The 25,782-nt window shown below is 55.7% G+C and carries 23 protein-coding genes; 13 read left to right on the top strand and 10 right to left on the bottom strand.

The genetic code is table 11. The annotated features are described in order from the left end of the window. Positions 1 to 144: 144 nt before the first annotated feature. From cysM to AC6I8K_RS13485, 8 genes are all read right to left on the bottom strand, one after another. Entirely contained in the window at positions 145 to 1,026 is an 882-nt protein-coding gene (gene cysM / locus AC6I8K_RS13450) for a cysteine synthase CysM (RefSeq protein WP_497826888.1), read from the bottom strand. 72 nt (positions 1,027 to 1,098) lie between these two features. After that, positions 1,099 to 2,187, bottom strand: a complete 1,089-nt coding sequence (gene cysA, locus AC6I8K_RS13455; RefSeq protein ID WP_483817848.1) for a sulfate/thiosulfate ABC transporter ATP-binding protein CysA — start codon at positions 2,185 to 2,187, stop codon at positions 1,099 to 1,101. Then, entirely contained in the window at positions 2,177 to 3,049 is an 873-nt protein-coding gene (gene cysW, locus AC6I8K_RS13460; protein WP_497826889.1) for a sulfate/thiosulfate ABC transporter permease CysW, read from the bottom strand. The genes cysA and cysW overlap by 11 nt, the downstream gene beginning before the upstream one ends. Then, positions 3,049 to 3,882, bottom strand: coding sequence for a sulfate/thiosulfate ABC transporter permease CysT (gene cysT / locus AC6I8K_RS13465; protein ID WP_064739484.1), 834 nt, complete (start codon positions 3,880 to 3,882; stop codon positions 3,049 to 3,051). Before cysT ends, cysW begins: the two co-directional genes overlap by 1 nt. Next, on the bottom strand, positions 3,882 to 4,898 hold the full coding sequence (locus AC6I8K_RS13470) for a sulfate ABC transporter substrate-binding protein (protein ID WP_497826890.1): 1,017 nt from the start codon (positions 4,896 to 4,898) through the stop codon (positions 3,882 to 3,884). The genes cysT and AC6I8K_RS13470 overlap by 1 nt, the downstream gene beginning before the upstream one ends. A 192-nt stretch (positions 4,899 to 5,090) precedes the next feature. Continuing rightward, positions 5,091 to 5,711 (bottom strand): RpoE-regulated lipoprotein, encoded by a 621-nt coding sequence (locus tag AC6I8K_RS13475; protein ID WP_064739486.1) that lies wholly within the window; start codon positions 5,709 to 5,711, stop codon positions 5,091 to 5,093. Positions 5,712 to 5,774: 63 nt separating this feature from the next. Next, the gene (locus AC6I8K_RS13480; protein WP_064739487.1) at positions 5,775 to 6,236 is read right to left on the bottom strand and encodes a DUF2919 domain-containing protein; all 462 of its coding nucleotides are present in this window, start codon (positions 6,234 to 6,236) and stop codon (positions 5,775 to 5,777) included. Then, positions 6,236 to 6,661: a GNAT family acetyltransferase gene (locus AC6I8K_RS13485; protein ID WP_007889032.1), complete on the bottom strand. Its 426-nt coding sequence runs from the start codon at positions 6,659 to 6,661 to the stop codon at positions 6,236 to 6,238. The genes AC6I8K_RS13480 and AC6I8K_RS13485 overlap by 1 nt, the downstream gene beginning before the upstream one ends. 211 nt (positions 6,662 to 6,872) lie before the next feature. On the opposite strand from AC6I8K_RS13485, the gene amiA reads away from it, so the two are divergent. Then, on the top strand, positions 6,873 to 7,730 hold the full coding sequence (gene amiA, locus AC6I8K_RS13490; protein WP_497826891.1) for an N-acetylmuramoyl-L-alanine amidase AmiA: 858 nt from the start codon (positions 6,873 to 6,875) through the stop codon (positions 7,728 to 7,730). Between the two features lie 48 nt (positions 7,731 to 7,778). Further along, positions 7,779 to 8,690, top strand: coding sequence for an oxygen-dependent coproporphyrinogen oxidase (hemF, locus tag AC6I8K_RS13495; RefSeq protein ID WP_497826892.1), 912 nt, complete (start codon positions 7,779 to 7,781; stop codon positions 8,688 to 8,690). Between the two features lie 505 nt (positions 8,691 to 9,195). Here the strand turns inward: hemF and maeB are convergent. After that, positions 9,196 to 11,475 (bottom strand): NADP-dependent oxaloacetate-decarboxylating malate dehydrogenase, encoded by a 2,280-nt coding sequence (maeB, locus tag AC6I8K_RS13500; protein ID WP_064739489.1) that lies wholly within the window; start codon positions 11,473 to 11,475, stop codon positions 9,196 to 9,198. Positions 11,476 to 11,816: 341 nt separating this feature from the next. Here maeB and tal point away from each other — a divergent pair, with 341 nt between their 5' ends. The 3 genes from tal (at position 11,817) to ampH (ending at position 16,162) form a co-directional block, all read left to right on the top strand. Continuing rightward, the gene (tal, locus tag AC6I8K_RS13505) at positions 11,817 to 12,767 is read left to right on the top strand and encodes a transaldolase (protein WP_064739490.1); all 951 of its coding nucleotides are present in this window, start codon (positions 11,817 to 11,819) and stop codon (positions 12,765 to 12,767) included. Between the two features lie 69 nt (positions 12,768 to 12,836). Next, positions 12,837 to 14,846, top strand: coding sequence for a transketolase (tkt, locus tag AC6I8K_RS13510; RefSeq protein WP_497826893.1), 2,010 nt, complete (start codon positions 12,837 to 12,839; stop codon positions 14,844 to 14,846). Positions 14,847 to 14,992: 146 nt separating this feature from the next. Then, on the top strand, positions 14,993 to 16,162 hold the full coding sequence (ampH, locus tag AC6I8K_RS13515; RefSeq protein ID WP_064739492.1) for a D-alanyl-D-alanine-carboxypeptidase/endopeptidase AmpH: 1,170 nt from the start codon (positions 14,993 to 14,995) through the stop codon (positions 16,160 to 16,162). 88 nt (positions 16,163 to 16,250) lie between these two features. Here the strand turns inward: ampH and AC6I8K_RS13520 are convergent, their stop codons facing one another. Further along, on the bottom strand, positions 16,251 to 17,324 hold the full coding sequence (locus AC6I8K_RS13520) for a DUF1176 domain-containing protein (protein ID WP_497826894.1): 1,074 nt from the start codon (positions 17,322 to 17,324) through the stop codon (positions 16,251 to 16,253). A 491-nt stretch (positions 17,325 to 17,815) separates the two neighbouring features. Between AC6I8K_RS13520 and AC6I8K_RS13525 the strand changes: the two genes are divergently transcribed. From AC6I8K_RS13525 to AC6I8K_RS13560, 8 genes are read left to right on the top strand one after another with little or no spacing between them, the layout of a single operon-like run. Continuing rightward, entirely contained in the window at positions 17,816 to 18,646 is an 831-nt protein-coding gene (locus AC6I8K_RS13525; RefSeq protein WP_064739494.1) for a DeoR/GlpR family DNA-binding transcription regulator, read from the top strand. 12 nt (positions 18,647 to 18,658) lie between these two features. Beyond that, complete coding sequence (locus AC6I8K_RS13530; RefSeq protein WP_064739495.1) at positions 18,659 to 19,642, top strand: substrate-binding domain-containing protein; 984 nt, start codon at positions 18,659 to 18,661, stop codon at positions 19,640 to 19,642. Positions 19,643 to 19,644: 2 nt separating this feature from the next. Further along, a complete protein-coding gene (locus AC6I8K_RS13535) occupies positions 19,645 to 21,150 on the top strand; it encodes a sugar ABC transporter ATP-binding protein (RefSeq protein ID WP_483817910.1) in 1,506 nt (501 codons plus the stop codon). Next, positions 21,143 to 22,132, top strand: coding sequence for an ABC transporter permease (locus AC6I8K_RS13540; protein WP_497826895.1), 990 nt, complete (start codon positions 21,143 to 21,145; stop codon positions 22,130 to 22,132). The genes AC6I8K_RS13535 and AC6I8K_RS13540 overlap by 8 nt, the downstream gene beginning before the upstream one ends. A gap of 17 nt (positions 22,133 to 22,149) precedes the next feature. Continuing rightward, a complete protein-coding gene (locus AC6I8K_RS13545; RefSeq protein WP_497826896.1) occupies positions 22,150 to 23,199 on the top strand; it encodes an ABC transporter permease in 1,050 nt (349 codons plus the stop codon). Beyond that, the gene (gene alsE / locus AC6I8K_RS13550; RefSeq protein WP_064739498.1) at positions 23,199 to 23,891 is read left to right on the top strand and encodes a D-allulose 6-phosphate 3-epimerase; all 693 of its coding nucleotides are present in this window, start codon (positions 23,199 to 23,201) and stop codon (positions 23,889 to 23,891) included. Before AC6I8K_RS13545 ends, alsE begins: the two co-directional genes overlap by 1 nt. Next, on the top strand, positions 23,888 to 24,781 hold the full coding sequence (gene alsK / locus AC6I8K_RS13555; RefSeq protein WP_064739499.1) for an allose kinase: 894 nt from the start codon (positions 23,888 to 23,890) through the stop codon (positions 24,779 to 24,781). Before alsE ends, alsK begins: the two co-directional genes overlap by 4 nt. After that, on the top strand, positions 24,781 to 25,743 hold the full coding sequence (locus AC6I8K_RS13560) for a ribokinase (RefSeq protein ID WP_064739500.1): 963 nt from the start codon (positions 24,781 to 24,783) through the stop codon (positions 25,741 to 25,743). Before alsK ends, AC6I8K_RS13560 begins: the two co-directional genes overlap by 1 nt. Positions 25,744 to 25,782: the final 39 nt, after the last annotated feature.

Consider the following 25,782-nt stretch of genomic DNA (forward strand, 5'->3'; position numbering starts at 1 on the left):
TCCTGACTCCGCAACGAACGCAGCCGGTTTTACGCGATCCTTACGTTGCTACCGCCAGACGATTATTACGAAGACTATAGACAAAAATGGCCTGGGCGTACTATCACAATACGCACAGGCCAGAGAATCTGCAGGAAAGAGGAATCAGTGGAAAACGCCGGTGGAGAGATAGCGGTCGCCGCGATCGCAAACAATCGCCACCACCACGCTGCCAGGCTGTGCTGTCGCGATGCGCAAGGCGCCAGCAACCGCGCCGCCAGAGCTGACGCCACAGAAAACCCCTTCGCGCTGCGCCAGCGCACGCATGGTTTCTTCGGCTTCGTGCTGCGCCATATCGATCACTTCATCCACTAAGTCTGGACGAAAAATGCCGGGCAAATACGCCTCAGGCCAGCGCCGTATACCGGGAATACTGCTGCCCTCTTGCGGCTGCAGACCAATCACCTGCACCGCTGGCGCGAACTCTTTTAAATAACGCCCCACGCCGCTAATGGTGCCGGTGGTGCCCATGCTGGAGACAAAATGCGTCATGCGTCCATGCGTTTGCCGCCAGATTTCCGGGCCCGTGGTGAGATAGTGGCCCAGCGGATTATCGGGATTGTTAAATTGGTCCAGCACCCGCCCTTCACCGCGATCGGCCATCGCCTGCGCCATGTCACGCGCCCCTTCCATGCCCTGCTCGCGCGTCACCAGCAACAATTCAGCGCCGTATGCGCGCATCGCATCCTGGCGCTCCTGGCTCATGTTCTCGGGCATTAGCAAGCGCAGCTTGTAGCCTTTCATCGCCGCAATCATCGCCAGCGCAATACCGGTGTTGCCGCTGGTGGCTTCAATTAAGGTATCACCCGGTTTGATGTCACCGCGCAACTCCGCCTGATTAATCATCGACCAGGCCGCGCGATCTTTCACTGAACCGGCTGGATTGTTGCCTTCCAGCTTTAGCCAGATCTCGCTGCCGTTATCAGGCGTCAGGCGCTGCAACTTAATCAACGGCGTGTTGCCGATGGTGTTTTCCAGTGTGGTCACGGTTTGATTCCAGACGAAAGAGGGGCAAATAAAACGGGCGGGAAAGTCCCGCCCGAAGGAGTGTCAAAAATATCAGGCGCTCTCGGCAAAGGCAACCGGGCGCAGCGGCGTAGTGCCATGGTAAATTCGCGCCTGTTGCAGGCCAATGAACAGGCGTTCACCGCGAATCGGCGCGTTATGATCGCCATCGAACACTACGGAGAACACATCACCTTGCCAGCCGCTCGGCTCCACTACCAGCTGCCAGAAGTGGCCGCGCGGGCTGATCTCCAGCACCTGCACCGGCAGCGGGGTTTCGAGGCTGCTCTGGCGCGATATATCGATTTCCCACGGACGCAGGAACAGCTCAACCTCGCCCTGATGCGCGGGCGTATAACCCAGCGGCCAGCGATGCGCAGCAACATGGAACTGCGATCCATGCACTTCACCGTCAAAGCGATTTACTTCACCCAGGAATTCGAGCACAAAGCGCGTCGATGGATCGCGCCATACGTCATCTGGCGTACCCACCTGTTCAATATTGCCCTGGCTCATCACCACTACGGTGTCCGCCACTTCCATCGCTTCTTCCTGATCGTGAGTGACGAACACGCTGGTGAATTTCAACTCTTCATGCAGCTGACGCAGCCAGCGACGCAGTTCTTTACGCACTTGCGCATCAAGCGCACCAAACGGTTCGTCCAGCAGCAGAATTTGCGGTTCAACGGCCAACGCACGCGCCAACGCCACACGCTGTTTCTGTCCACCCGAAAGCTGCGCCGGGAAACGGTTTGCCAGATGTGCCAGCTGCACCATCTCCAGCAGACGCGTTACGCGTTTTTTGATCTCTGCGGCACCTGGTCGCTCACGGCGCGGCAACACCGTTAAACCAAAGGCGATGTTGTCGAACACCGTCATATGGCGAAACAGCGCATAGTGCTGGAACACAAAGCCAACCTGACGATCGCGTGCATGGATGCGGCTCACGTCTTTGCCATTAAAATGGATTTGCCCGCTATTCTGATGCTCCAACCCGGCGATAATGCGCAGCAGCGTGGTTTTCCCGGAACCGGAGGGGCCCAGCAGTGCCACCATCTTGCCGGAAGGAATATCCAGAGAGATGTCGTTCAGTACCGATGTGCGGTCAAACGCTTTGTTAATGTGTTTAATCTCAATGCTCATGATTTTCCTCCTGTAGGCGCTTCTGCTGATGCTCTAATCGCCACTGCACCACGCTTTTCAGAAACAGCGTTACAATTGCCATCAGGGTCAGCAGCGCGGCGGCGGTAAAGGCGCCCACGGTGTTGTAATCCTGATGCAGTAATTCAACCTGAAGCGGCAAGGTATAGGTTTCGCCGCGAATCGATCCCGACACGACCGAGACCGCACCAAATTCACCAATCGCACGTGCGTTGGTCAGCACCACGCCATACATCAGTGCCCAACGAATATTCGGCAACGTCACGCGGCGGAACATCTGCCAGCCAGATGCGCCTAGCAGCACCGCGGCTTCATCTTCATGACTGCCCTGGCTCAGCATCACCGGCACCAATTCACGCACCACAAACGGACAGGTCACGAAGATAGTGGCCAGCACCATGCCAGGCCAGGAGAACATCACCTGAATATTGTGTGCATCCAGCCAGCCACCCGCCGGGCCATTAACGCCCCAGAACAGCAGATACATTAAACCGGCAACCACCGGCGACACGGCAAAGGGAATATCAAAAAGCGTCAACAGCAGTTGGCGACCCGGGAAGGTAAAGCGCGTCACCAGCCACGCCAGCAGCGTACCGAACACCATATTTACCGGCACGGTAATCAGCGCCACTAACAGGGTCAGCCAGATAGCATGCATCATGTCGCCATCTTTCAGGTTACTCAGCGAGGCGACCAGACCCTGGTTAAGTGCTTCCCAGAAGATGGAGACCATCGGCACCACCAACAGCAGGATAGAAACCAGCGCGCCAATGCCAATCAGCAGCCACTTGCCCCAGTTGATGGGTTGGCGATCGGCGTGATTGATGTGTGAAATCTCCGCCATCAGTGGCCTCCTAAACGACGGCCAAAGCGGCTCTGCAAGGTATTAATGGCGAAAAGCAGCAGCAAGGAAGCCGCCATGATCACCGACGCGATAGCACTTGCTGCCGGATAATCGAACTCCTGCAGTCGCACGAAAATCATTAATGAGGTCACTTCCGTTTTCCACGCGATGTTACCGGCAATGAAAATCACCGCACCGAACTCACCGATGCTGCGGGTAAACGACAACGCGGTACCGGCCAGCAATGCCGGCGCCACTTCAGGTAATACCACGCGACGGAAACTCTGCCAGCGGGTGGCGCCAAGGGTTTCGGCTGCTTCTTCATATTCCGGCCCTAACTCTTCCAGTACCGGCTGCACGGTACGCACCACAAACGGAATGCTGGTAAACGCCATGGCAACCGCGATGCCGAGCCAGGTGTAAGAGACTTTGATATCAAAATGCGCCAGCCACTGACCGTACCAGCCGTTAACCGAAAACAGGCCTGCCAGCGTTAAACCGGCTACCGCGGTAGGCAGCGCAAACGGTAAATCCATCAAACCGTCCAGCAGCGTACGTCCCGGGAAGCGATAGCGCGTTAAAATCCACGCCATCAGCATGCCGAACACTGCATTGAACAGTGAGGCAACGCCCGCCGCCAGAATCGTGACTTTATACGCGGCGATCAGCTGCGGATGACTGATCACAGCCCAGTATTGTGCCAGCGTCATCTGCGACAGTTGCATCAGCAACGCGCTGATCGGCAGCAACAGAATCAGGCAGGTGAACAGCAAACTGGTGCCAAGGCTTAAGCCAAAGCCCGGCAATACACGTTTTTGAGCAAGCGCGAACATTACCCGCGCCCCGCAGCCAGCAATTTGTCCAGCTCACCGTCGCTGGCAAAATGGGTTTTCATCACCTTCTCCCAGCCGCCAAATGCGTCGTTAACGTTAAACAGTTCGGTTTGCGGGAAGCGATCCTTCTGCTCCGCCATCAGCTGTGGGTTGTTCACGCGATAGTAGTAATGAGTGATAATTTTCTGCGCTTCAGGCGTATAGAGATAATTCAGATACGCTTTCGCGGCATCGACGGTGCCATTGTGCTCGACATTTTTATCGACCCACGCCACCGGAAACTCCGCCAGAATATTGGTTTTCGGCACGATGACTTCGTACTCATCTTTGCCGTACTGATTGCGAATATTATTCACTTCCGATTCAAAGCTAATCAGCACATCGCCCAAGCCGCGCTCAGCAAAGGTGGTGGTGGCACCGCGACCGCCGGTATCAAACACCTCGACGTTCTTCAGGAACTTCGCCATAAAGGCTTCGGTTTTGGCTTTATCTTTGCCATCAGCCTGATCGGCAGCGCCCCACGCGGCCAGATAGGTATAACGCCCATTACCCGAGGTTTTAGGATTAGGGAAAATCAGCTTCACGTTGTCGTGCGCCAAATCGGCCCAGCTGTGAATCTGCTTCGGGTTACCTTTACGCACCAGAAACGCCATGGTGGAGTAAAACGGTGAGCTGCTGTTGGGCAAACGTTGTTGCCAGTCAGCGGGAATCAGTTGGCCTTTGTCATGCAGCACCTGCACATCAGTCACCTGATTGTAGGTCACCACATCGGCGCGCAGACCTTGCAGAATCGCCAGCGCCTGTTTGGAAGAACCCGCGTGCGACTGCTTGATGGTCAGCTTGTCATTGGGGTGTGCAGCGTCCCATTGCTTTTCAAATGGCGCATTCAGGGCAACGAACAGTTCGCGTGAAACGTCGTAAGAGCTATTCAGCAACTCGGTCGCTTGCGCCGCACTTGCTAAAGCACACGAAAGCGCGATACCGCCAAGCCATTTTTTCGAAATCGGAAGTGTCATGCTGCACCCAGAAAGACGGCGATTAAGCCAATGCCATTAGATGCAGTCAGTGTATTTATAACTCAGGGGAAAGCTGTAACGGTTTTATATATCGTTTAGGGATTTCAAAGTCTAAAAAAGCATAAGACGGTGGGAGAGTTTATGTGATGAATGGGAATAATACGGACGGCCGCGTAGCCGTCCGCGTGCTGCTTAGCGCTGCCAAACAATCTTGCTGATTTTCCAGCTTTTTAAGGTATCGTCTGACGGCATTAAGCCTTCTGGTCCGTGCCATTCACCGCTGTATATGTAGGCGATATGCTGGCTGCCCGGCGCACGGCACTCCACATCACGGGCATCGAGACCGGTGACCATTTTGCAGTTATTAAAGGCTTTGCTGAACTTATCACTGAACAGATCGCCGATTTTGCTGCCGTCTGCCGCTTTGGCCTCAGCGTCCTGCACTTCAATGCGTTCAACGCTCGTGCTGCCATTAATCACCAATTTGACCTTGTCGCCGTCCAGCGCCTGCCAGAAATCCACCACCTTACCCTCCTGCGTGCGCATCCCCTGACGCAGTTTGTAATCGCCGTTAAGCGCTTTATTGATGGCCTCTTCCGACATCGAGGTCGTGCTCGTCAGGCCCGCAACGCCTTGCTCGGTTACCTCCAGCGATCCACCAAACCAACCGAGCGGATTGAGCGCTGACCAGTGATAGCTAAGCGGATTGTACCAATGGCTTTCGCTATCGCTCGCGCTGGTAGAGGAACCCGAACTGGCGCAGCCGGCCAGGACCATGCTGCTAACCAGCAGTGCGTGACGAACAACTTTCATGAAAACTCCTTGATCTGCTAAGCCGATTGGCGTGCCTGTTGGAGTCGCAAACCGGCAAAAAGTTTATTCGAAGTGCTGATGTTCCGGCAGAAAGCAGTCGCGTAACCGATGTTGGGTTAGCAGCCAGAGTAAGGCCAGCAGGTCAAACAGCGTCAATAACAGCGGCAGCGGCGAGTCAGGAAAAGCACCTTGCAGCAGGCTGGAACCTTGCCACAGTAGGCTGACTAGCAGCGATGCACTTAACACATGGCGCCAGTTTTGCCACAGACGCGGCCAGCGTTGACGATAGCCGGTCAGCAACATCCCCATCGCCGCAGGGATGCCTAACGCCAGTCCCAGCCAGAAGCTTTGGCGATCGGGATAGAACAGCGCCAGCAAATCATTGCCCTGCTGACGCGATGCTCCCGCCATCACCAGCAGCAGCCAGGTGCGCGCCTGCAACAACAGGATCAGCCAGAAAAGAAACGGCAGCCGCAGCTGCCCTTTCGCATCGTACTCTTCGGGAAGGTATTTCAAACCGACCATTAATATTCGCGATCTTCAATCAGACGCTTACCCAGCAGCAGTGAATCCACCGGCTCGTATTCAAGCTTTTCATAAAACGCGACGACCTGATCGTTCTCTTCGCGCACCATCAAATTAATTTTGGGACAGCCACGCGCAATCAACTTTTTCTCCAGTCGATTCATCAGTGCATTGGCAAAGCCACGTCCCTGATAATCAGGATGCACCGCCAGATAGTAGACTGAACCACGGTGGCCGTCGTAGCCGCCCATTACCGTACCGACCACTTCACCGCCAACTTCCGCCACCAGAAACAGTTCCGGGTCGTGATTCATTTTGCGTTCGATGTCCAGCTCGGGATCGTTCCATGGACGTAACAAATCACAACGCTCCCAGAGCGTGATCACTTCTTCAAAATCTTCCTGGCGGAAAGAACGGATTTCCATCGACGTTACCCTGCTGTTTGGCACAATTCGCTGATTATCACGCATTCTTTGCCAGGCGCAACCCTCACGCGCGACAACGGTGCAAAAAAAGCGCGACAGGGTTGTTAGTCAGTTGCAATAGAAAGTAAACACTTGAAATAGTTACGAGGTCGCCGCCTTGCGATTGTTACGCTATAACACTGGGCAGGATTTACCTGCCATGGACCCGTTAATGAAGAAGATTTCACTGCTAAAGCGCCTTACCAATCGTCGCCAACTGATTCTTTCCGGTTTAGCGCTGGCGGTGTTGTCACCGCGCGCCGTGCAGGCTAAAGAGCAAAATAACGATGTGCGTGTCAGCCCACGCCACACGCCACCGAAACCGTCTACCAACGGCAAACGCATCGTAATGATCGATCCTGGCCACGGCGGCATCGATTCCGGCGCAGTGGGCGAAGAGGGTTCGGAAGAGAAACATATCGTGCTGGCTATCGCCAACACCGTGAAGACGTTGCTGCAGTCGCATCCGCGCATTGAAGTGCGCCTGACGCGCGACAGCGACCACTTTATTCCGCTCTATCAGCGCGTCGAAATTGCCCACCAGCACGGCGCTAACCTGTTTATGTCGATCCACGCCGACGGCTATACCAGCCCGGATGCTAACGGCGCATCGGTGTTTGCCCTCTCCAATCGCGGTGCCAGCAGCGCGATGGCGCGCTATTTATCACAACGCGAAAACGACGCCGACAAAGTGGGCGGCGCCGAGGTGCAGGATAAAGATCATTATCTCAACCAGATTCTGTTCGATTTGGTGCAAACCGATACCATCCGCAACAGTCTGACGCTCGGTAAACACGTGCTGGACCAGATTCGTCCGGTGCATCATCTGCACAGCCAGCACACCGAACAGGCGGCGTTTGCGGTGCTGAAATCGCCGTCGATTCCTTCGGTACTGGTGGAAACCTCCTTTATTACCAATCCGCGTGAGGAACAGTTGCTCGGCACACAGGCGTTCCGCCAGAAAATTGCCAGCGCCATTGCCGACGGTATCGCCCGCTACTTTGATGAGGTCGATCGCCGCGAAGCATAGGCTTTATCCTGTGGTAGAATCGCGGCAAATTTCCGGAACGAGTGACAGATGAGCAATCCCGATATTTCCCGCGTCAAAGCCTTTTTGCTGGCGCTGCAAGATGATATTTGCGCCCAATTAGCGGCGGAAGATGGCAAGGCGAGCTTTGCCGAAGATGAGTGGCAGCGTCCCGGCGGCGGCGGCGGACGCAGTCGCGTATTGCGTGATGGCGCGGTGTTTGAACAGGCTGGCGTAAACTTCTCGCACGTCCACGGCGATCAAATGCCTGCTTCCGCTACCGCGCATCGTCCCGAACTGGCCGGCCGCAGTTTTGAAGCAATGGGCGTGTCGCTGGTAGTACATCCATCCAATCCTTACGTACCAACCAGCCATGCCAACGTGCGCTTCTTTATTGCGGAAAAACCGGGTGCCGACCCGGTATGGTGGTTTGGCGGCGGTTTCGATCTCACGCCTTATTACGGTTTCGAAGAGGATGCGCTGCACTGGCATCAAACCGCTCACGATCTGTGCCAGCCGTTTGGTGAAGACGTTTATCCGCGCTACAAAAAGTGGTGCGACGATTACTTCTATCTGAAGCATCGCGACGAGCAGCGCGGCATCGGCGGTCTGTTCTACGACGACCTGAACACGCCCGATTTCGATTACTGCTTCGATTTCATGCAAGCCATCGGCAATGGTTTTTCCCAAGCCTATCTGCCGATTGTGGCAAAGCGCAAAGCGCTGCCGTGGGGCGATCGCGAGCGTCAGTTCCAGCTTTACCGTCGTGGTCGCTATGTCGAGTTCAATCTGGTGTGGGATCGCGGCACGCTGTTTGGCCTGCAAACCGGCGGTCGCACCGAGTCCATTTTGATGTCGATGCCACCGTTGGTGCGTTGGGAATACGATTATCAGCCAGAACCCGACTCGCCCGAAGCCGCGTTGTACCGCGATTTCCTGCCGGTGAAGGATTGGTTGAAATAACACGTAGGGGCGCCATTTATGGCGTAATGCCGATCAGTTGAGCGCAAAGCGACTTTCGTTCGCCATTGGCTGTGGCAGTTGCAGTTCAGCCGTGCGGCGACCGAGAAGAGGGCGTCTGGCCACGCCCTCTTCACTCCCGGGCCCTGCGCCAGCCCAACCCGCCGCTGCGCGGTGCCTTCACTCGATCGCGATTCCTGACGGACCGGCGGCGATTCGCTCCTGCTCAGCGCCGCCTCTCACCGCATCCCTGCGGTTCGCCCTGGAATCCCTCTCTCGCTCAGCGGGTTAGGATGTCGCCTCAACACCCACGCTGCTACGGCAGTGCATATTAAACCGTGTAATCGCTGCCTGAATTGTAGGGTCGTCATTAATGACGACCGTTTCGAGGGCCGCACAATAGTGATGTCCTTGTCGCCATAAATGGCTAATCCTCGTCATTTAAGAGATGAAAACCCTAATTACCGAGCGCACACATTGTAGCGGCGCAATTCATGGCGACCTGGTATTACAACGGCTCGGTCTGCGCCTCTACCACCGCTAACGCCACCATATTCACAATGCGCCGCACCGAGGCGATGCGCGTCAACACATGCACTGGCTTGCTGATCCCCATCAACACCGGCCCCACCGTCACACCTTCGGAACAAGAAACGCGCAGCAGGTTATAGCTGATACGCGCCGCTTCGACGTTGGGCATAATCAGCAAATTCGCGGTGCCTTTTAGCGGACTGTCCGGCATCAATTCACGGCGAATGCTCTCGACCAGCGCCGCATCGCCGTGCATCTCACCATCGATCTCCAGATCGGGTGCGCGTTGCTGAATCAGCGCCAGGACTTCGCGCATTTTACGGGCGCCCGGCGCGTTCGAGGTGCCAAAGCTGGAGTGCGATAGCAGCGCCACGCGCGGTTCAATGCCGAAGCGCCGCACCGTTTCCGCCGCCAGCAGCGTGATATCCGCGAGCTGTTCCGCGCTGGGATCTTCATTGACATACGTGTCGGCAATAAAGGTATTGCCGCTCGGCAGCAACAGCGCATTCATCGCGCCCGCCACCTTCACGTCATCGCGCAGGCCAAACACTTTCTCCACCACGTCGTAATGTTCCTGATAATCGCCGATGGTGCCGCAGATCAGCGCGTCGGCTTCACCACGATGCACCATGATCGCGCCAATCAGCGTGGGATTACCAATCACCGCGCGCTGGGCAGTTTCCGGCGTCACGCCGCGCCGTTTCATGATCTGGTAATACTCGTTCCAGTACGCCTTGAAACGCGGATCGGACTCGTTATTGACGATCTCAAAATCCTTGCCCGCCTCGATCTTCAAACCCTGTTTTTGCAGGCGCATGGCGATCACATTCGGGCGACCAATCAGAATCGGCTTCGCCAGCCCCAACGTCACCAGCTCCTGCGTGGCGTGCAGTACGCGCACTTCCTCACCTTCGGCCAGCACCACGCGTTTCGGATCTTTGCGCGCCTGCGAGAAGATCGGCTTCATGAACAGGTTGGTTTTATAGACGAACTCGGTGAGCTGCTCACGATAGGCATCAAAGTCTTCAATCGGTCGCGTGGCAACGCCCGATGCCATCGCCGCTTTGGCCACCGCCGGCGCGATTTGCACAATCAAACGTGGATCGAAGGGTTTAGGGATCAGGTATTCCGGGCCGAAACTCAGGTCCTGATCGTCATACGCCGAGGCCACCACATCGCTTTGTTCCGCCTGCGCCAGCGCCGCAATCGCGTGCACCGCCGCCAGCTTCATCGCTTCGTTGATCGCTGTCGCACCCACGTCCAGCGCACCGCGGAAAATAAACGGGAAGCACAGCACGTTGTTTACCTGATTGGGGAAATCGGAACGCCCGGTACAGATAATTGCGTCAGGCCGCACCTGTTTGGCCAGCGGTGGCATGATTTCCGGTTCGGGATTGGCGAGCGCCAGAATCAGCGGGTCTTGCGCCATCTTCTGCACCATCTCCGGTGTTAAGGCTTTGGGACCGGAACAGCCGAGGAAGATATCCGCGTCGCCAATCACCTCGTCCAGCGTGCGTGCGCCGCTGTCGGCCACCGCGTACTCGGCTTTGGTCGGCGTCATATTCGGCTCGCGATCGCGATAAATCACACCTTTGGAATCGCACACCACAATGTTGTGCTTCTGCATACCGAGCGCCACCAGCAGGTTCAGGCAGGCAATCGCCGAGGCGCCCGCGCCGGATACCACCAGCCGCACATCGCCGATGGCTTTTTTGACGATGGTTAAACCGTTGAGTACCGCAGCAGTGCAGATGATAGCGGTGCCGTGCTGATCGTCGTGAAACACCGGAATCTGCATGCGCTCGCGCAGCTTTTTCTCAATATAGAAACACTCGGGCGCTTTGATATCTTCCAGATTGATGCCGCCAAAAGTGGGTTCCAGCGCGGCAATCACTTCAATCAGCTTGTCGGGATCGCGTTCATCGATTTCGATATCAAATACATCAATACCCGCAAATTTTTTGAACAGCACGCCTTTGCCTTCCATCACCGGCTTACTCGCCAGCGCGCCAATGTTGCCGAGACCAAGCACCGCGGTGCCGTTGGAGATCACCGCCACCAGATTGCCACGCGCGGTGTATTTGCGTGCCGCCAGCGGATCGGCGGCAATTTCCAGACAAGGCGCGGCCACGCCAGGCGAGTAAGCCAGCGCCAAATCACGCTGTGTGGCTAACGGCTTGGTGGGGGAAACCTGAATTTTTCCGGGAGTGGGGAATTGGTGAAAATCGAGAGCGCTTTGCTTGAGTTGATCGTCCATTAGGCATCCTTTGGCGCCGCTAAATGAGCGTTCAGTATAGGAATGTGCAGCATAAAAGAGGGTGAAGGCGCTCAAAGAACGCACAGTCTGAAAGGCACGGATTGCTACCGTTTCGCCTGCGGCTTTGCCACAGCCTGCTATCCTTATTGATGGCAAAAAGCGTAGCTGAACCGTTTAGGCAAGTCCTCCTTTCACTATCGCACCTCTTAAGCGCCACGACGGCACAATCAGAGAAAACGCATTTTCTTCGTGCAACGTCTGTAGCACTGTGTTGGACCACAACTTAACAGGAATGGGTGCAACACCCTTGCCCACATTATTGCTCATCAAGGAGTTAAGCGATGAACCAGCTAGATGCATTAAAACAGTACACCACCGTGGTGGCCGACAGCGGCGATATCGAATCTATTCGCCATTACCATCCCGAAGATGCGACCACTAACCCATCATTGATTCTCAAAGCCGCCGGTCTCGACGCTTATAAGCACCTGATTGATGACGCCATCGACTACGCGAAAAAACAGGGCGGCAGCAAAGAGACGCAAATCATTAACGCCAGCGATAAAGTGGCGATCAACCTCGGTATGGAAATTCTGAAAAGCGTGCCGGGCCGTGTTTCGACCGAAGTGGATGCGCGCCTCTCCTTCGATCGTGGCATGTGTGTCACCAAAGCCGAGAAACTGGTACGTATGTACGAAGAGAACGGCATCGATCGCTCACGTATTCTGATCAAACTGGCGTCCACCTGGGAAGGCATCAAAGCCGCCGAGGAGCTGGAGAAAAATGGCATTCAGTGCAACCTGACGCTGCTGTTCTCCTTCGCCCAGGCGCGAGCCTGTGCCGAAGCCGGTGTGTTCCTGATTTCACCGTTTGTTGGCCGTATTTATGACTGGTACAACTCACGTAAGCCGATTGACCCGTATGTGGTGGATGAAGATCCGGGCGTAAAATCTGTGCGTCGCATCTACGATTACTACAAGAAGCACCGTTATAGCACCGTCATCATGGGCGCCAGCTTCCGTAAAGTGGAACAAATCCAGGCGCTGGCCGGCTGCGACCGCCTGACCATTTCGCCAAACCTGCTGGAAGAGCTGGCGAACAGCGATGCGCCGCTGGAACGCAAACTGGAGCCATCAACCGAAGGTTTCCATCAGCCGGCGTCACTGTCAGAAGCCGAATTCCGCTGGGAACATAATCAGGATCCGATGGCAGTAGAAAAACTGTCAGACGGCATCCGCCAGTTCGCCATTGACCAGCAGAAGCTGGAAGACGTCCTCTCGTCACGTCTGTAATCCGCAATCACTCTTATGGCGGATGGGCATTGCCTCATCCGCTATCGCCAAATCACAAGGGAGAACCTTATGTCTTCACGCAGAGAGTTGGCTAACGCAATTCGTGCACTCAGCATGGATGCGGTACAAAAAGCAAATTCCGGCCACCCCGGCATGCCGATGGGCATGGCAGATATCGCCGAAGTATTGTGGCGCGATGTCCTGAAACACAACCCGAACAACCCGGCATGGGCCGATCGTGACCGCTTTATTCTTTCCAACGGTCACGGCTCAATGCTGCTTTACAGCCTGCTGCATCTCACCGGCTATGACCTGCCGATGGAAGAGCTGAAAAACTTCCGACAGTTGCATTCAAAAACGCCAGGACATCCCGAACTGGGTTATACGCCAGGCGTGGAAACCACTACCGGTCCGCTCGGTCAGGGTTTAGCCAACGCAGTGGGTTTAGCGATTGCCGAACGCACGCTGGCGGCGCAGTTTAACCGTCCCGGACATGACATCGTCGATCACCACACTTACGTGTTTATGGGCGATGGCTGTTTGATGGAAGGCATCTCGCACGAAGTGAGCTCGCTGGCCGGTACGCTCGGTCTCGGCAAACTGATTGGTTTCTACGATCACAACGGCATCTCTATCGATGGTGAAACCGAAGGCTGGTTCACCGACGACACGCATAAACGCTTCGAAGCCTATAACTGGCACGTCGTGGGCAGCGCGGAAGGTATCGACGGACATGATTCTGAAGCGATCGCTGCCGCGATTAAAGAGGCGCAAAGCGTCACCGACAAACCGTCACTGATTATCTGTCGCACCACTATTGGCTTCGGCTCGCCGAATAAAGCCGGTAAAGAGGAGTCGCATGGCGCGGCGCTGGGCGAAGAAGAAGTGGCACTGACGCGGCAGAAACTGGGCTGGCACTATCCGCCGTTTGAGATCCCGAAAGAGATTTATCAGCAGTGGGATGCCAAAGAAGCGGGCGCGCAGCGTGAGAAATCCTGGGATGAGAAATTTGCCGCATACAACGAGGCGCATCCCGAACTGGCACAAGAGTTTAAGCGTCGTCTGAATGGCGAAATGCCGGCGAACTGGAACAGCGAAGTGCAGAAATTTGTTGAAGAGCTGCAGACTAATCCACAGAAAATCGCCAGCCGTAAAGCGTCGCAAAATACGCTGGAAGTGTTCGGTAAATTGCTGCCGGAATTCCTTGGCGGGTCTGCCGATCTGGCACCAAGTAACCTCACTATCTGGTCGGGCTCCAAATCGATCAAAGAGGATACCGCCGGTAACTACATTCACTACGGCGTGCGTGAGTTCGGCATGACGGCGATCGGTAACGGCATCGCGCATCACGGCGGCTTCGTACCGTACACCGCCACCTTCCTGATGTTCGTCGAGTACGCGCGTAATGCGGTACGTATGGCGGCGCTGATGAAAGCACGTCAGGTGCTGGTGTATACGCATGACTCCATCGGCCTCGGCGAAGATGGTCCGACCCACCAGCCGGTTGAGCAGATTGCCAGCCTGCGCCTCACGCCGAACATGAGCCTGTGGCGTCCGTGCGATCAGGTCGAAACGGCCGTGGCGTGGCAAGCTGCCGTTGAGCGCCATCATGGGCCAACGGCGCTGATCCTGTCGCGTCAGAATCTGCTGCAGCCGGAACGCAGCAAAGAGCAGGTCGCGAATATCGCGCGCGGTGGCTATGTGCTGCAGGACAGCAATGGCACGCCGGATGCGATCATCATCGCCACCGGGTCAGAGATTGAAATCGCGCTGGGCGCGGCGGATAAACTCACCGCCGGCGGCCATAAAATTCGCGTGGTTTCGCTGCCGAGCACTGACGTGTTTGATAAGCAGGATGCCGCCTATCGCGAATCTGTGCTGCCATCCGGCGTGAAAGCGCGCGTGGCGGTTGAAGCCGGTATTGCTGATTACTGGTACAAATATGTCGGGCTGGATGGCGCGATCGTCGGTATGACCACCTTTGGTGAGTCTGCACCGGCCGGCAAACTGTTCCCGGAATTCGGTTTCACCGTCGAGAACATCGTCAGCCACACTGAAGCCTTACTCAAGCCGCACTAATCGATCTGGCCCTGCGTCTTTTTGGCGTAAGGGCCATTTTTTGATCACAGCCTGATACAGAAAAAAATCCGCCCTGCCCCCTTCACGCCTCGCTCAAACTGATTACTATAAGCTTTCCTCCGATTCTTATAGCGGACGCTTTCCCGTTGAAAAAACGTACTCCTTTTTTACTGGCCTTAATGGTTACAGTGCTTCCATTAAAAAGCATGGCGCAGTCGTCGCCCGATCCGCTGCTGGCATCGCAAATCGTCGATCGCTATGCCGAGCATATTTTCTATGGCAGCGGCGCAACCGGCATGGCGCTGGTAGCGATTGATGGCAATCAGCGGGTCTTCGCCAGCTTTGGTGATACGCGCCCTGGCAACAACGTGCGTCCGCAGCCCGACTCGGTGATCCGTATTGCCTCGCTCAGCAAGCTGATGACCAGCGAAGTGATGGTGAAGATGGCTGAACGCGGTCAACTGCGTCTTGACGATCCACTCAGCAAATACGCGCCGCCTGGCGCACGCGTGCCGAGTTATAACGGTCAACCGATTCGCCTGATTAACCTGTCAACGCACACCAGCGGCCTGCCGCGCGAGCAGCCGGGCGGGAAACCGCATCGTCCGGTGTTTGTCTGGCCGACCAAATCCGATCGTTGGCAGTGGCTGAGCGGCGCGCAGTTAAAAGCGACGCCCGGCTCGCGCGCCGCCTATTCTAATCTCGGTTTTGATTTGCTGAGCGATGCGTTAGCCAAAGCGGCGGGTACGCCTTATCCCGCGCTGCTGCAGCAACTGGTAACACGTCCGCTGGGCATGAAAGACACCACCTTCACGCCATCACCCGATCAGTGTCAGCGTTTGATGATTGCGGAGAAAGGCGCCAGTCCATGTAACAACACGCTGGCCGCCATCGGCAGCGGCGGCGTTTACTCAACGCCAGACGATATGGGCCGCTGGATGCAGCAGTTCCTTAACTCGGCGGTGAGTCATCGCACGCCGCAAATTGATCGCCTGCAAACCCTGATTTACCGTCGCGATCAGCTGACCAAAGTGGAAGGCATGGATGTGCCGGGCCGCGCTGATGCGTTGGGCATGGGTTGGGTGTATATGGGGCCGAAGGAAGGTCGTCCGGGGATTATTCAGAAAACCGGCGGCGGCGGCGGCTTCATTACCTATATGGCAATGGTGCCGCAGCATAACGTCGGCGTGTTTGTGGTGGTCACGCGATCGCCGTTAACGCGTTTCACCCCGATGAGTGATGGCGTGAATAATATGCTGACAGAATTGGTGGGCAATCAGTCCGGTTCACCAATGACGGTGCAAGCGATTCGGTAATCAGTGCCACAGATCGTAGCGGCGCAATTCATTGCGCGATAAATCGCGCCGCTACGGAATGTGCGATGATTGGATTCTGTGCATGACCTTAACGCGATTGCACTGCATTCTGTGACTGGCTAACCCAAAGGGTTGGCCAGTCGTCACTGCTGTGCCAGGCATCGCAGGTTTTCTCTTCCGCATATTCTGCCAGCACAAACTCACTGCCGTCATACTGCCAGCGCGTCGCCACGCCGCAATCGCCCAACCCACGTCCTTTACTGAAGGTGTAGAGCAATCCATTGCTGGCATCGAATTCCGCGTTCACCAACTCCAGCTGATTATCGCTGCGTGATGCGGGGGTAAACGGCAACGTCAAACTCAAACCTCGCGACACATAAGGCGCACTGCGCGTCACTTCAAATGCCAGATCGATAACGTTATAGGCACCGGTTTCACAGCTGATCAGCAGCAGCGCCTTGCTGTCGGTCAGCGGCGATACGCTCACTTCACGCCGCAGCGGATCGAGCGAGCAGTTATCGGTGTTCACGCGCCAGGTGCCGAAATCGATTAAGCCGCTGGTTTCTTCCTGAGTTAGCGGTGGCGGCGAGGGTAACGGCGCAGGTAACGTCGGCAACGCTGGCTGCGGCGGTACATCCCATAACACGCGATCCCCGCGTTTTACCCAAGCGCTGGCACCGTTCACCCTGCCCTGCACATCGTCCATTAACAATAACGCCGCTTTCATGCCGCTGAGCGGGATGGTGGCGTCGGCTTTATAGGTTAGCTGCAGATTTTGCGCATCCAGCGTCTGCGCCAGAAACTCGTCGATGGCGATAGCATTGCTGGTCGCAAGATGATGGGGTTCCACCGTCCAGTGTTTGAGGTCAGGCGTCAGACGGCGTTGGTCGAGCAGCAGATTATCCTTGAGCGGTGCGCCCGGCAGCTCCCCGCTATAGCCGCTGCCGTAATCAATACGCAGCAAGGGTCGATCGTTGACGCCAGCATGACGTGAGAGCGTCATCACTAAGCCGTTATCTCCGGGAAAACTGCGTGCCACACAAAAAGCCGCATTGTTACAGGTCAGTTGCCAGTCAGAAAATGACTTTTGCAGTGGCTGAGCCTGTACGCACGCGACAAAAAGAAAGGGCAATAAAAGCAGTAACTTCATCCAATACGACATTAAAAAAATCGGTCCCCAAATTCCTGGAAAGAAAATGATAGCGCAACGGGAACGCTGTAAGCAGGCCTAAACTGTGAGCCGGCCCTAAAAGCGGGGTTAACTGCTTAAAAAGCAGTCACCTTGTGGCGATCGGGTACTGGATGGCGCATTAGCTCCATCATCCGTTTTGGCCGATAGCGGCTCAATCGGATTCGTCGGACTCTTGATGCCTAATCACAAAACGGTCAAATACACACAAACGGTCACACTCGGTCATGCTAGGTTAAATCCATGTTGCGCTTATTCAACGCGCGTAGAACGGGGAAGTCGCTGCCACACGCCCTTTTACGTGATACAGATCACTTAATTTTGATAACCAGACATCTCATTTACATCAAAGACAGATCCAAATCACTCTAATCAGTTACGGCGTTTTGGCGACTGTGGACTCGTGCGCAGCCCACACTTTCTCATTGCGCTATCCAGTAATTTATATCCATCGGAGGTGAGTTATGTTGCCGATTGAAAGACAGCAGCGAATTATTGACGAATTAAATTTAAATGGTCGGGTCATTGTCGCTGAATTAGTCACGTTATGTCAGGTTTCACAAGAAACTATACGGCGTGATTTAACGCAACTGGAGAAACGTGGTCTGTTACAACGCAGTCATGGTGGTGCGGTTCCAGCAAAGCGACAGGCCGCCAACATTCAGGGAAATACACGAGGCATTAACGAGTATGAATTATCATTTCGCCAGAGAATAAATGAAAATGTTGATGCAAAGATGGCTATCGCCAAACGCGCACTCGATTTCATTAGTCCCGGAGATTGTATATTACTCGACAGCAGCACTACATGCTGGTATTTAGCGCGACAACTCCCGGATATTGAATTAACGGTATTAACTAATTCTATCAGGATAGTGCAAACCCTTGCGGCACGCGGCAGTATCCGCACCATCTGTCTGGGGGGAGAATATTCAGACCGTTATGAAGATTTCCATGGTGTCGTCGCCGAGCAACCGCTCAGGGAATTTCAGATTAATAAGATATTTTTTTCCTGTAGCAGTTTAGGTAATGACGGCTATTTACGTGAAGGTAATGAAAACAACGCACATCTAAAACAACAAATGTTATTAGCAGCAGAAAGAAAACATCTACTGCTGGACGGAAGTAAATTTCTGCAGCCCTCATTCGCACGTATTTGTCATTATCGCGATGTGGACTTTCTCATTACTGACCAATTAAAAGACAAAGAGCTGGAACAAGAATTAGCGTGGAACGGCGTCAATATCATTGATTGCTCCCAGCGCAGCCATTCTATGCAGCTAATAAAAAATTAAATCGGAGTCTTTATGAAAAAACATCTTATCGCCTGTTCTCTACTCGCGCTGTTTGCCGCCACCGGCGCGCACGCTGCTGATAAATTACGCATGGGCATCGTGGTAAAAATTGGCGGTATTCCGTGGTTCAACGCCATGGAAGCGGGCATCAAGAGTGAAGCAGCAAAACGCGGCATTGATGCGTGGATGGTTGGCCCAACGGCGGCCGATCCGGCTTTGCAGGTGCGTGCTATCGAAGATTTGATTGCCCAGAAGGTCGACATCATTGGCGTGGTGCCCAATGACCCGAAAGTGTTGGAACCGGTGCTGAAACGCGCGCGTGATGCTGGCATTGAAGTGATCACCCACGAATCGCCAGATCAGAAAGGTGCCAACTGGGATTTCGAACTGGTGGATGCGCCCACGCACGGCATCAACCATATGAAGGCGCTGGCGAAGTGCATGCATGAAGAGGGCAAATACGCCATGTACGTCGGCAGCCTGACCGTGCCGCTGCATCAGCAGTGGACCGACGCCGCACTGAACTATCAGAAAGAACACTATCCGAAGATGCAAATGGTCACCGACAAATTTGGCGTCGGCGAATCGCTGGATGACTCGATTCGCACCACCAACGAGCTGATGTCTAAGTATCCGGATTTGAAGGGGATTATGGCCTTCGGTTCGCAAGGTCCGATTGGTGCCGGTCGCGCGGTGATGAACCGCAACAAGATTGACCAGGTGTGCGTAATTGGTGCCTTCAGTCCTGGCCAGGGCGCATCGCTGGTGCAGCGCGGCGCGATAAAAGGCGGCTATATCTGGAATCCACAGACCGCCGGTGAAGTGTTCGTGCGTATCGCCGACATGATGCAGAAGAAAGAGCCCATCACCGACGGAATGACCATCGAAGGTTTGGGCAAAGTGAAAGTTGACGAGGCGACCCACACCATCCTCGGTAACAACACCGAAAGCCTGGACAAAGCGAACCTGCCAAAACTGGTGAAAATGGGGCTGTGATGATGAATGAGGTGATCCCACAGACGCTGATAGCGCTCGACAATCTGTCGAAAACATTTGGTGGTAACCGCGCACTGAGCGATATCTCGCTAACCTTACTGGCTGGCGAAGTGCACTGTCTGGCTGGCACCAACGGCTGTGGCAAAAGCACCTTAATCAAAGTCATTTCTGGGGTGCATGCCCCGGACAGCGGCAGCCGTATCACGCTAGGTGAAGGCCCGAGCTTCCCGCGTCTGACCACTCGTCAGGCGCGTGACTTCGGCATTCAGGTGATTTACCAGGATCTGTCGCTGTTCCCCAATCTCAGCGTGGCGGAAAACATCGCCTTCGAGCACAACCTGAGTAGTCTGCTCGGCTGGCACCGCAAAGCCAAACTGCGTGAAACCGCACAGCGCATTATTGACGAACTGATGTTTGAACTCGATCTCGACGCGAAAGTGGCGTCGCTGTCGATTGCGCAGCGTCAGCAGGTAGCGATTTGCCGCGCCCTGGTGGCCGATGCGCGACTGGTGATTATGGATGAGCCAACGGCTTCATTGACGCGTACCGAAGTGAATCAGCTGCTGCGTACCGTGCGTTATCTGAAAGACAAAAACATCTGCGTGGTGTTTGTCAGTCACCGTCTGGATGAAGTGCTGGAGATCTCCGACCGCGTTACGGTAATCCGCGATGGGCGCAAAATGGGCTGCTGGCCCGCTAAAGAGATGACGCCGCACCATCTCACCGAACTGATGACCGGGCTGAAGCTCGACTATCAGCTGAAAACGCCGACGCGCAATGACGATCGCTTGATTCTCGAAGTCGAGAAACTGACGCGTGCCGGCCAATATCACGACGTTAATTTCAAACTCTATCAGGGCGAAGTACTGGGTTTGTGCGGCCTGCTTGGCTCTGGCCGTACCGAACTGGCGCTGTCGCTGTTTGGCATGACCAAACCGGATAGCGGCAAGATCTGGCTCGACAGCAAGCCGGTGCGCTTTCGTGGACACGAAGATGCCATCAAAGCGGGCATTGGCTATGTCTCTGAAGATCGCTTAACCCTGGGTTTGGTGCAGCAGCAATCGGTGGCCGACAACATGGTGCTGCCGATCCTCGACAAGCTGCAAAACCGTTTTCACATCATCGATGAATACCGCAAGAACAAGCTTATCCTGCAATGGATTCAGCAGCTTGGCGTGCGCGTCGCCGATCCCAATCTGGCGATCTCCACGCTCTCCGGCGGCAACCAGCAGAAAATCGTGCTGGCGAAGTGGGTGCTGACCCAGCCGCGCATATTGATCCTTGATTCGCCCACCGTCGGCGTGGATGTCGGCGCTAAAGCCAGCATCTATCAGCTTATTCATGCGCTGGCGAAAGAAGGTCTGTCGATCATCCTGATTTCCGATGAAGTGCCCGAGGTTTGGTACAACTGCGACCGCATCCTGCACTTCCGTGATGGCACCGTTCATGCCGAATACCAACCCGATACCGTTGAGCAACACCAGCTGGCGGAGGTGATCAATGCCTGACTTCTCTCGTTTACGGCCGCACTCCAGCCAGGGCTGGCTCGCCTGGGTTTTGTTGGCTTTTATCCTGTTCTTCTCTACCGCCAGCGACCAGTTCCTGACGGTACAAAACCTGCTGGATCTGGCGGAAAGCTACGCCGTGACCGGCATCTTTGCGCTCGGATTGTTTGTGGTGCTGGTCACCGGCGGCATTGATATCTCCTTTGCCGCGGTGGCGTCGGTGGTGCAATACCTGATCGCGTCGCTGTTTGTGCAATTCCAGTTTGATAATGCCCTGCTCAGCATTCTGCTGGCAGTGGTGTGCGGCACGCTGTTTGGCGTGATTAACGCCCTACTGATCACCACGCTGCGGGTGGTGTCGATCATCATCACCATTAGCATGCAGTCGCTGCTGTTTGGTCTGCTGATGTGGGTAACCGGCGGCAAAAGCCTCTATTCGCTGCCGGATTGGTGGATCACCTTGCGCAGCGTGCTGCCATTTACCTGGCAAGGCAACAGCTTCCAGTTGGGTTTGCCGCTGGTGACCATGCTGGTGATTGCCGGACTCACCGCGTTGCTACTGAACAAAACCAATCTCGGCCGTCAGCTGTATGCGGTGGGCGGCGATGCGGAATCGGCGCGCCGTATTGGTATTCGCGTGGGTCTGATTAATCTCTTTGCCTACGGCTGGCTGGGCGCGATGGCCGCGATTGGCGGACTGGTGCAGGTGTATCGCATGGGTGAAGTGGTACCGAATGCGCTGGTCGGCGGCGAGCTGGATGTGCTGGCTGCCACCGTGCTGGGCGGCGCCAGCCTGATGGGCGGCAAAGGCACAGTGAGCGGTACGCTGATGGGCGTGTTCCTTATCGCCATCCTGAAGAACGGCCTCAACCTGATTGGCGTCTCCAACTACTTCATGAACATCGTGGTGGGCGGCGTGATCATGGTGGCTATCGCCGTGACTCACTACAAAAAACGTAAAGAAACTGACGTCAGTTTCGTATGACCGAAGGGGCAAAAAATATGAAATCACTCTCTGCTCTGCGTCCTGACGGCACCAATATCGGTTTGATGCTGCTGATTGCACTGGCGCTGGCGCTGTTCACCGTGATGTTGCCGGGCCGCTTTCTCACTGATTCAACCTTTATGAGCATGGCGTTCCAGCTACCCGAACTGGGCTTGCTGACGTTAGCGATGTTTATCGCCATTCTCAGCGGCGGCCTTAATCTGGCGATCATCGCCACCGCCAACCTGACGGCGCTGTTTATCGCCTGGACACTGATGAGCGCCCTGCCCGCGGATGCCGGCACCGGCATGCAACTGCTGTGGCTGCTGATAGCAATTATCGGCGCGATGTTGATCGCCGCAGTGATTGGCGTGATTACCGGCGTGATGGTGACGCGCATCGGTGCGCACCCGATTCTGGTGACGCTGGCCACCATGATGACGCTCAACGGTATCGGTATCTGGCTGACCAAAGGTGCGGCGGTCAGCGGCATGCCTTCGGTAGTGCAGGCGCTCGGCTCCGATACGCTGCTTGGCGTGCCGCTGCCGCTCTGGGTGTTCCTGTTTGCCGCCGCGCTGCTGGCGCTGTTCCTTGGCAAAACCCGCGCCGGTAAATGCATCTACATGGGCGGCAGCAACATCAACGCCACCTGGTTCAGCGGCATCAACACCCATCGCATGGTGATTCTGGTGTACGTCATCTCCAGCCTGCTGTGCGTGTTAGCCGGATTGATCATGATGGCGCGCTTCAACTCGGCGCGCATGGGCTACGGCGATGCGTATCTGCTGCTGACGGTGCTGGCGATCATTCTGGGCGGCACCGATCCCAACGGCGGATTTGGTCGCGTCACCGGCGTGGTGCTGGCGCTGATCGCGCTGCAGGTGCTCTCCACCGGTTTCAACCTGATGAACATCAGCCAGCACGTCAGCCTGGCGATGTGGGGCGCGGTACTGATTGTGGTGCTGGCCTTCAAACAATTTAAAACCCGCTTTAACGAACATCGCGCCGTCAAGCTCAGCAAGCTGGCTGCGGCGCTTAACCCCTTGACCGAAAAAAAGGAAGTATGATGCGTATTCAAGTCTCCCCGTCGTTGATGTGTATGAATCTGATGGAGATCAAGCACCAGCTCGCCGTGCTGGACTCCCGCGCCGACTTCCTGCACATCGATATTATGGATGGTCACTACGTGAAAAATATCACGCTGTCGCCGTTCTTTATTGAGCAGATCCGCCCGTTTACCCAGGTGGCGCTGGATGTGCATTTGATGGTCGAGCAGCCAACTGATTTCATCGAGGTGATTGCTAAAGCCGGTGCCGACTACATCTGTCCGCACGCCGAAACCATCAATCGCGATGCGTTCCGCGTGATCAATATGATCCGCAGCTTCGGCAAGAAAGTGGGCGTGGTACTCAACCCCGCGACGCCGGTCTCCTTTATTCATCATTACATTCATCTGGTGGATAAGATCACCGTGATGACGGTGGATCCGGGCTATGCCGGACAACCGTTTATTCCGGAAATGGTGCAAAAGGTGCAGGAGTTGAAAGCGCTGAAGCAGGCCAACGGTTATCACTACCTGATTGAGATTGACGGCTCCTGCAACACCCGCACTTACAACACACTGGTTGGCGCGGGCGCAGAAGTGCTGATTGTCGGCACCTCCGGCCTATTCAATATTCATGATGATTTGGAAACCGCGTGGAACATGATGCGTGAAAGCATCGACGAAGCTCAGGGATTGGCGCAGGTATCCGCATGAAAAAATGCTGGCTCGGTATCGACATTGGCGGCACCGGCACACGTCTGCAGCTGATGGAAGATGGCCGCGAATGGTCGAGCTTCCGTAAAGTGCCGACGGCCAGCTGGGCGCAGCAGCCTGATGCGTTAAGCGCTTTAGGCCAGTTAATCAGCGAAACGCTGGAGCAGCAGCCGGTTAGCGGCGTGATGCTGGGATTACCGGGCATTCTCAGCCGCGACCGCCAGCAGGTGATTTCGCTGCCGTTTATTCAGGCGCTGGATCAGCAACCGGTTGCCGCACTGCTCACCGAACGTCTTGGCGTGCCGGTGGCGATGGACAAAGATGTTAACCATCTGATGCTGTGGGATTTACTGCAACTGGAACAGCTGCCGGACAGCGCTGTCGGTTTGTATCCCGGCACTGGCATGGGCAACAGCTTGTGGCTTAACGGCCAGTTTTATCATGGTCAGCATGGCGGCGCTGGTGAACTCGGCCATGTGCCGATTGCCGGCAACGATCTGCCCTGCCCGTGCGGCAATCGTGGTTGTGCGGAAACCGTGACGTCCGGCCATTGGCTAAGCCGCTGGGCGAGCGCGAACGTGCCGGAAACCGGCATGTCGGCGCTGTTTACCCAGCATCGCGAACATCCGGAGCTGCAGGCTTTTGTGCAGCGACTGGCGCAGCTGATTGCCACCGAGATGAATATCCTCGATCCGCAATACCTGATTCTGGGCGGTGGCGTGCTGGCGATGGCAGACTTTCCGCTGGCACAGTTACGCAGCCAGATCCAACAGCATTTACGTCCACCCGCCACGCGTGACGGTTTGAAGATCGTGTTTAGCCAATCCACCGATCACACCGGTTGTCGCGGAGCCTGTTTAGCCGCCGAACGTCTGTTCAGGAGTGCATGATGAAAGGAAAAGTGTGTGTGTTTGGCTCGTTTAACCTCGACGTGGTTGCGGTGATGAACCGCTTTCCGATGCCGGGTGAATCGCTCACCGCCCATACCAGCATGATGGGACCGGGCGGCAAAGGCGCCAACCAGGCCACGGCCGCGCTGCGTGCCGGGGCGCGCGTGCACTACATTGGTAAGATTGGTAATGACGACTTCGGCATGTTTGCACGTCGCCATCTGGAAAAGACCGGTTTCGACGCGATTACCTTGTTTACTTGCAAGGAGAAACCGACCGGCAATGCGCTGATTTATGTTGCCGGTGACGATGCCGAAAACATGATTTCGGTCTATCCCGGCGCTAACACCACCGTGACCGCTGCCGAGGTGACGCGCTGCCAACCTACCGTCGCCGCTGCTGATATTCTGCTGGTGCAGTTGGAGAACAATCTCAGCGCCATTCAGCGCATGATTGATAATGCGCGCGCCGGCGGCACGTTTGTGATTATGAATCCCGCGCCGTGGCAGAAAGTCACCGATGCGCTGCTGGCAAAAGTGGATCTGCTAACGCCGAACAGCACTGAAGCGATGCAGTTGACCGGCGTGAAGGTTACCGACTTCGCCAGCGCGCAGCACGCCGCTGAAAAGCTGCACCGCAAAGGCGCGCGGCAGGTCATTATTACGTTGGGCGTTTCCGGGGCGTTGCTTTCGGTAGCAGACCAGACACCGCTGCGCATCCCGTTGTTCCCGGCTCAGCCGCTGGATACCACCGGCGCGGGCGATGCATTTAACGGCGCATTGGCGGCACGGCTGGCTTCTGGCGATGAACTGCCGCAGGCGGCGCTGTTTGCTTCAGCTTACGCTTCGCTGTGTGTGGAACGATCCGGCGCGGCACACTCGATGCCTTCTTATGCCGAAGCATTGGCAAGATTGCAGGCGTATCCGGAGTGCGTGCCGGAAGCGTTGGGGGAGTGTGTTTGATGTCGTGCGGGGATTGACCAGGTCGCCATGAATGGCGAC

It is taken from the genome of Pantoea sp. X-Soil-ISGK-421 (assembly GCF_059730785.1).

Bases quoted from the DNA above. Each gene is read 5' to 3' on its own strand.
- cysA (WP_483817848.1), bottom strand. From the start codon at position 2,187: ATGAGCATTGAGATTAAACACATTAACAAAGCGTTTGACCGCACATCG.
- cysW (WP_497826889.1), bottom strand. From the start codon at position 3,049: ATGGCGGAGATTTCACACATCAATCACGCCGATCGCCAACCCATCAAC.
- cysT (WP_064739484.1), bottom strand. From the start codon at position 3,882: ATGTTCGCGCTTGCTCAAAAACGTGTATTGCCGGGCTTTGGCTTAAGC.
- AC6I8K_RS13470 (WP_497826890.1), bottom strand. From the start codon at position 4,898: ATGACACTTCCGATTTCGAAAAAATGGCTTGGCGGTATCGCGCTTTCG.
- AC6I8K_RS13475 (WP_064739486.1), bottom strand. From the start codon at position 5,711: ATGAAAGTTGTTCGTCACGCACTGCTGGTTAGCAGCATGGTCCTGGCC.
- AC6I8K_RS13480 (WP_064739487.1), bottom strand. From the start codon at position 6,236: ATGGTCGGTTTGAAATACCTTCCCGAAGAGTACGATGCGAAAGGGCAG.
- AC6I8K_RS13485 (WP_007889032.1), bottom strand. From the start codon at position 6,661: ATGGAAATCCGTTCTTTCCGCCAGGAAGATTTTGAAGAAGTGATCACG.
- amiA (WP_497826891.1), top strand. From the start codon at position 6,873: ATGAAGAAGATTTCACTGCTAAAGCGCCTTACCAATCGTCGCCAACTG.
- hemF (WP_497826892.1), top strand. From the start codon at position 7,779: ATGAGCAATCCCGATATTTCCCGCGTCAAAGCCTTTTTGCTGGCGCTG.
- maeB (WP_064739489.1), bottom strand. From the start codon at position 11,475: ATGGACGATCAACTCAAGCAAAGCGCTCTCGATTTTCACCAATTCCCC.
- tal (WP_064739490.1), top strand. From the start codon at position 11,817: ATGAACCAGCTAGATGCATTAAAACAGTACACCACCGTGGTGGCCGAC.
- tkt (WP_497826893.1), top strand. From the start codon at position 12,837: ATGTCTTCACGCAGAGAGTTGGCTAACGCAATTCGTGCACTCAGCATG.
- AC6I8K_RS13520 (WP_497826894.1), bottom strand. From the start codon at position 17,324: ATGTCGTATTGGATGAAGTTACTGCTTTTATTGCCCTTTCTTTTTGTC.
- AC6I8K_RS13525 (WP_064739494.1), top strand. From the start codon at position 17,816: ATGTTGCCGATTGAAAGACAGCAGCGAATTATTGACGAATTAAATTTA.
- AC6I8K_RS13530 (WP_064739495.1), top strand. From the start codon at position 18,659: ATGAAAAAACATCTTATCGCCTGTTCTCTACTCGCGCTGTTTGCCGCC.
- AC6I8K_RS13535 (WP_483817910.1), top strand. From the start codon at position 19,645: ATGAATGAGGTGATCCCACAGACGCTGATAGCGCTCGACAATCTGTCG.
- AC6I8K_RS13540 (WP_497826895.1), top strand. From the start codon at position 21,143: ATGCCTGACTTCTCTCGTTTACGGCCGCACTCCAGCCAGGGCTGGCTC.
- AC6I8K_RS13545 (WP_497826896.1), top strand. From the start codon at position 22,150: ATGAAATCACTCTCTGCTCTGCGTCCTGACGGCACCAATATCGGTTTG.
- alsE (WP_064739498.1), top strand. From the start codon at position 23,199: ATGCGTATTCAAGTCTCCCCGTCGTTGATGTGTATGAATCTGATGGAG.
- alsK (WP_064739499.1), top strand. From the start codon at position 23,888: ATGAAAAAATGCTGGCTCGGTATCGACATTGGCGGCACCGGCACACGT.
- AC6I8K_RS13560 (WP_064739500.1), top strand. From the start codon at position 24,781: ATGAAAGGAAAAGTGTGTGTGTTTGGCTCGTTTAACCTCGACGTGGTT.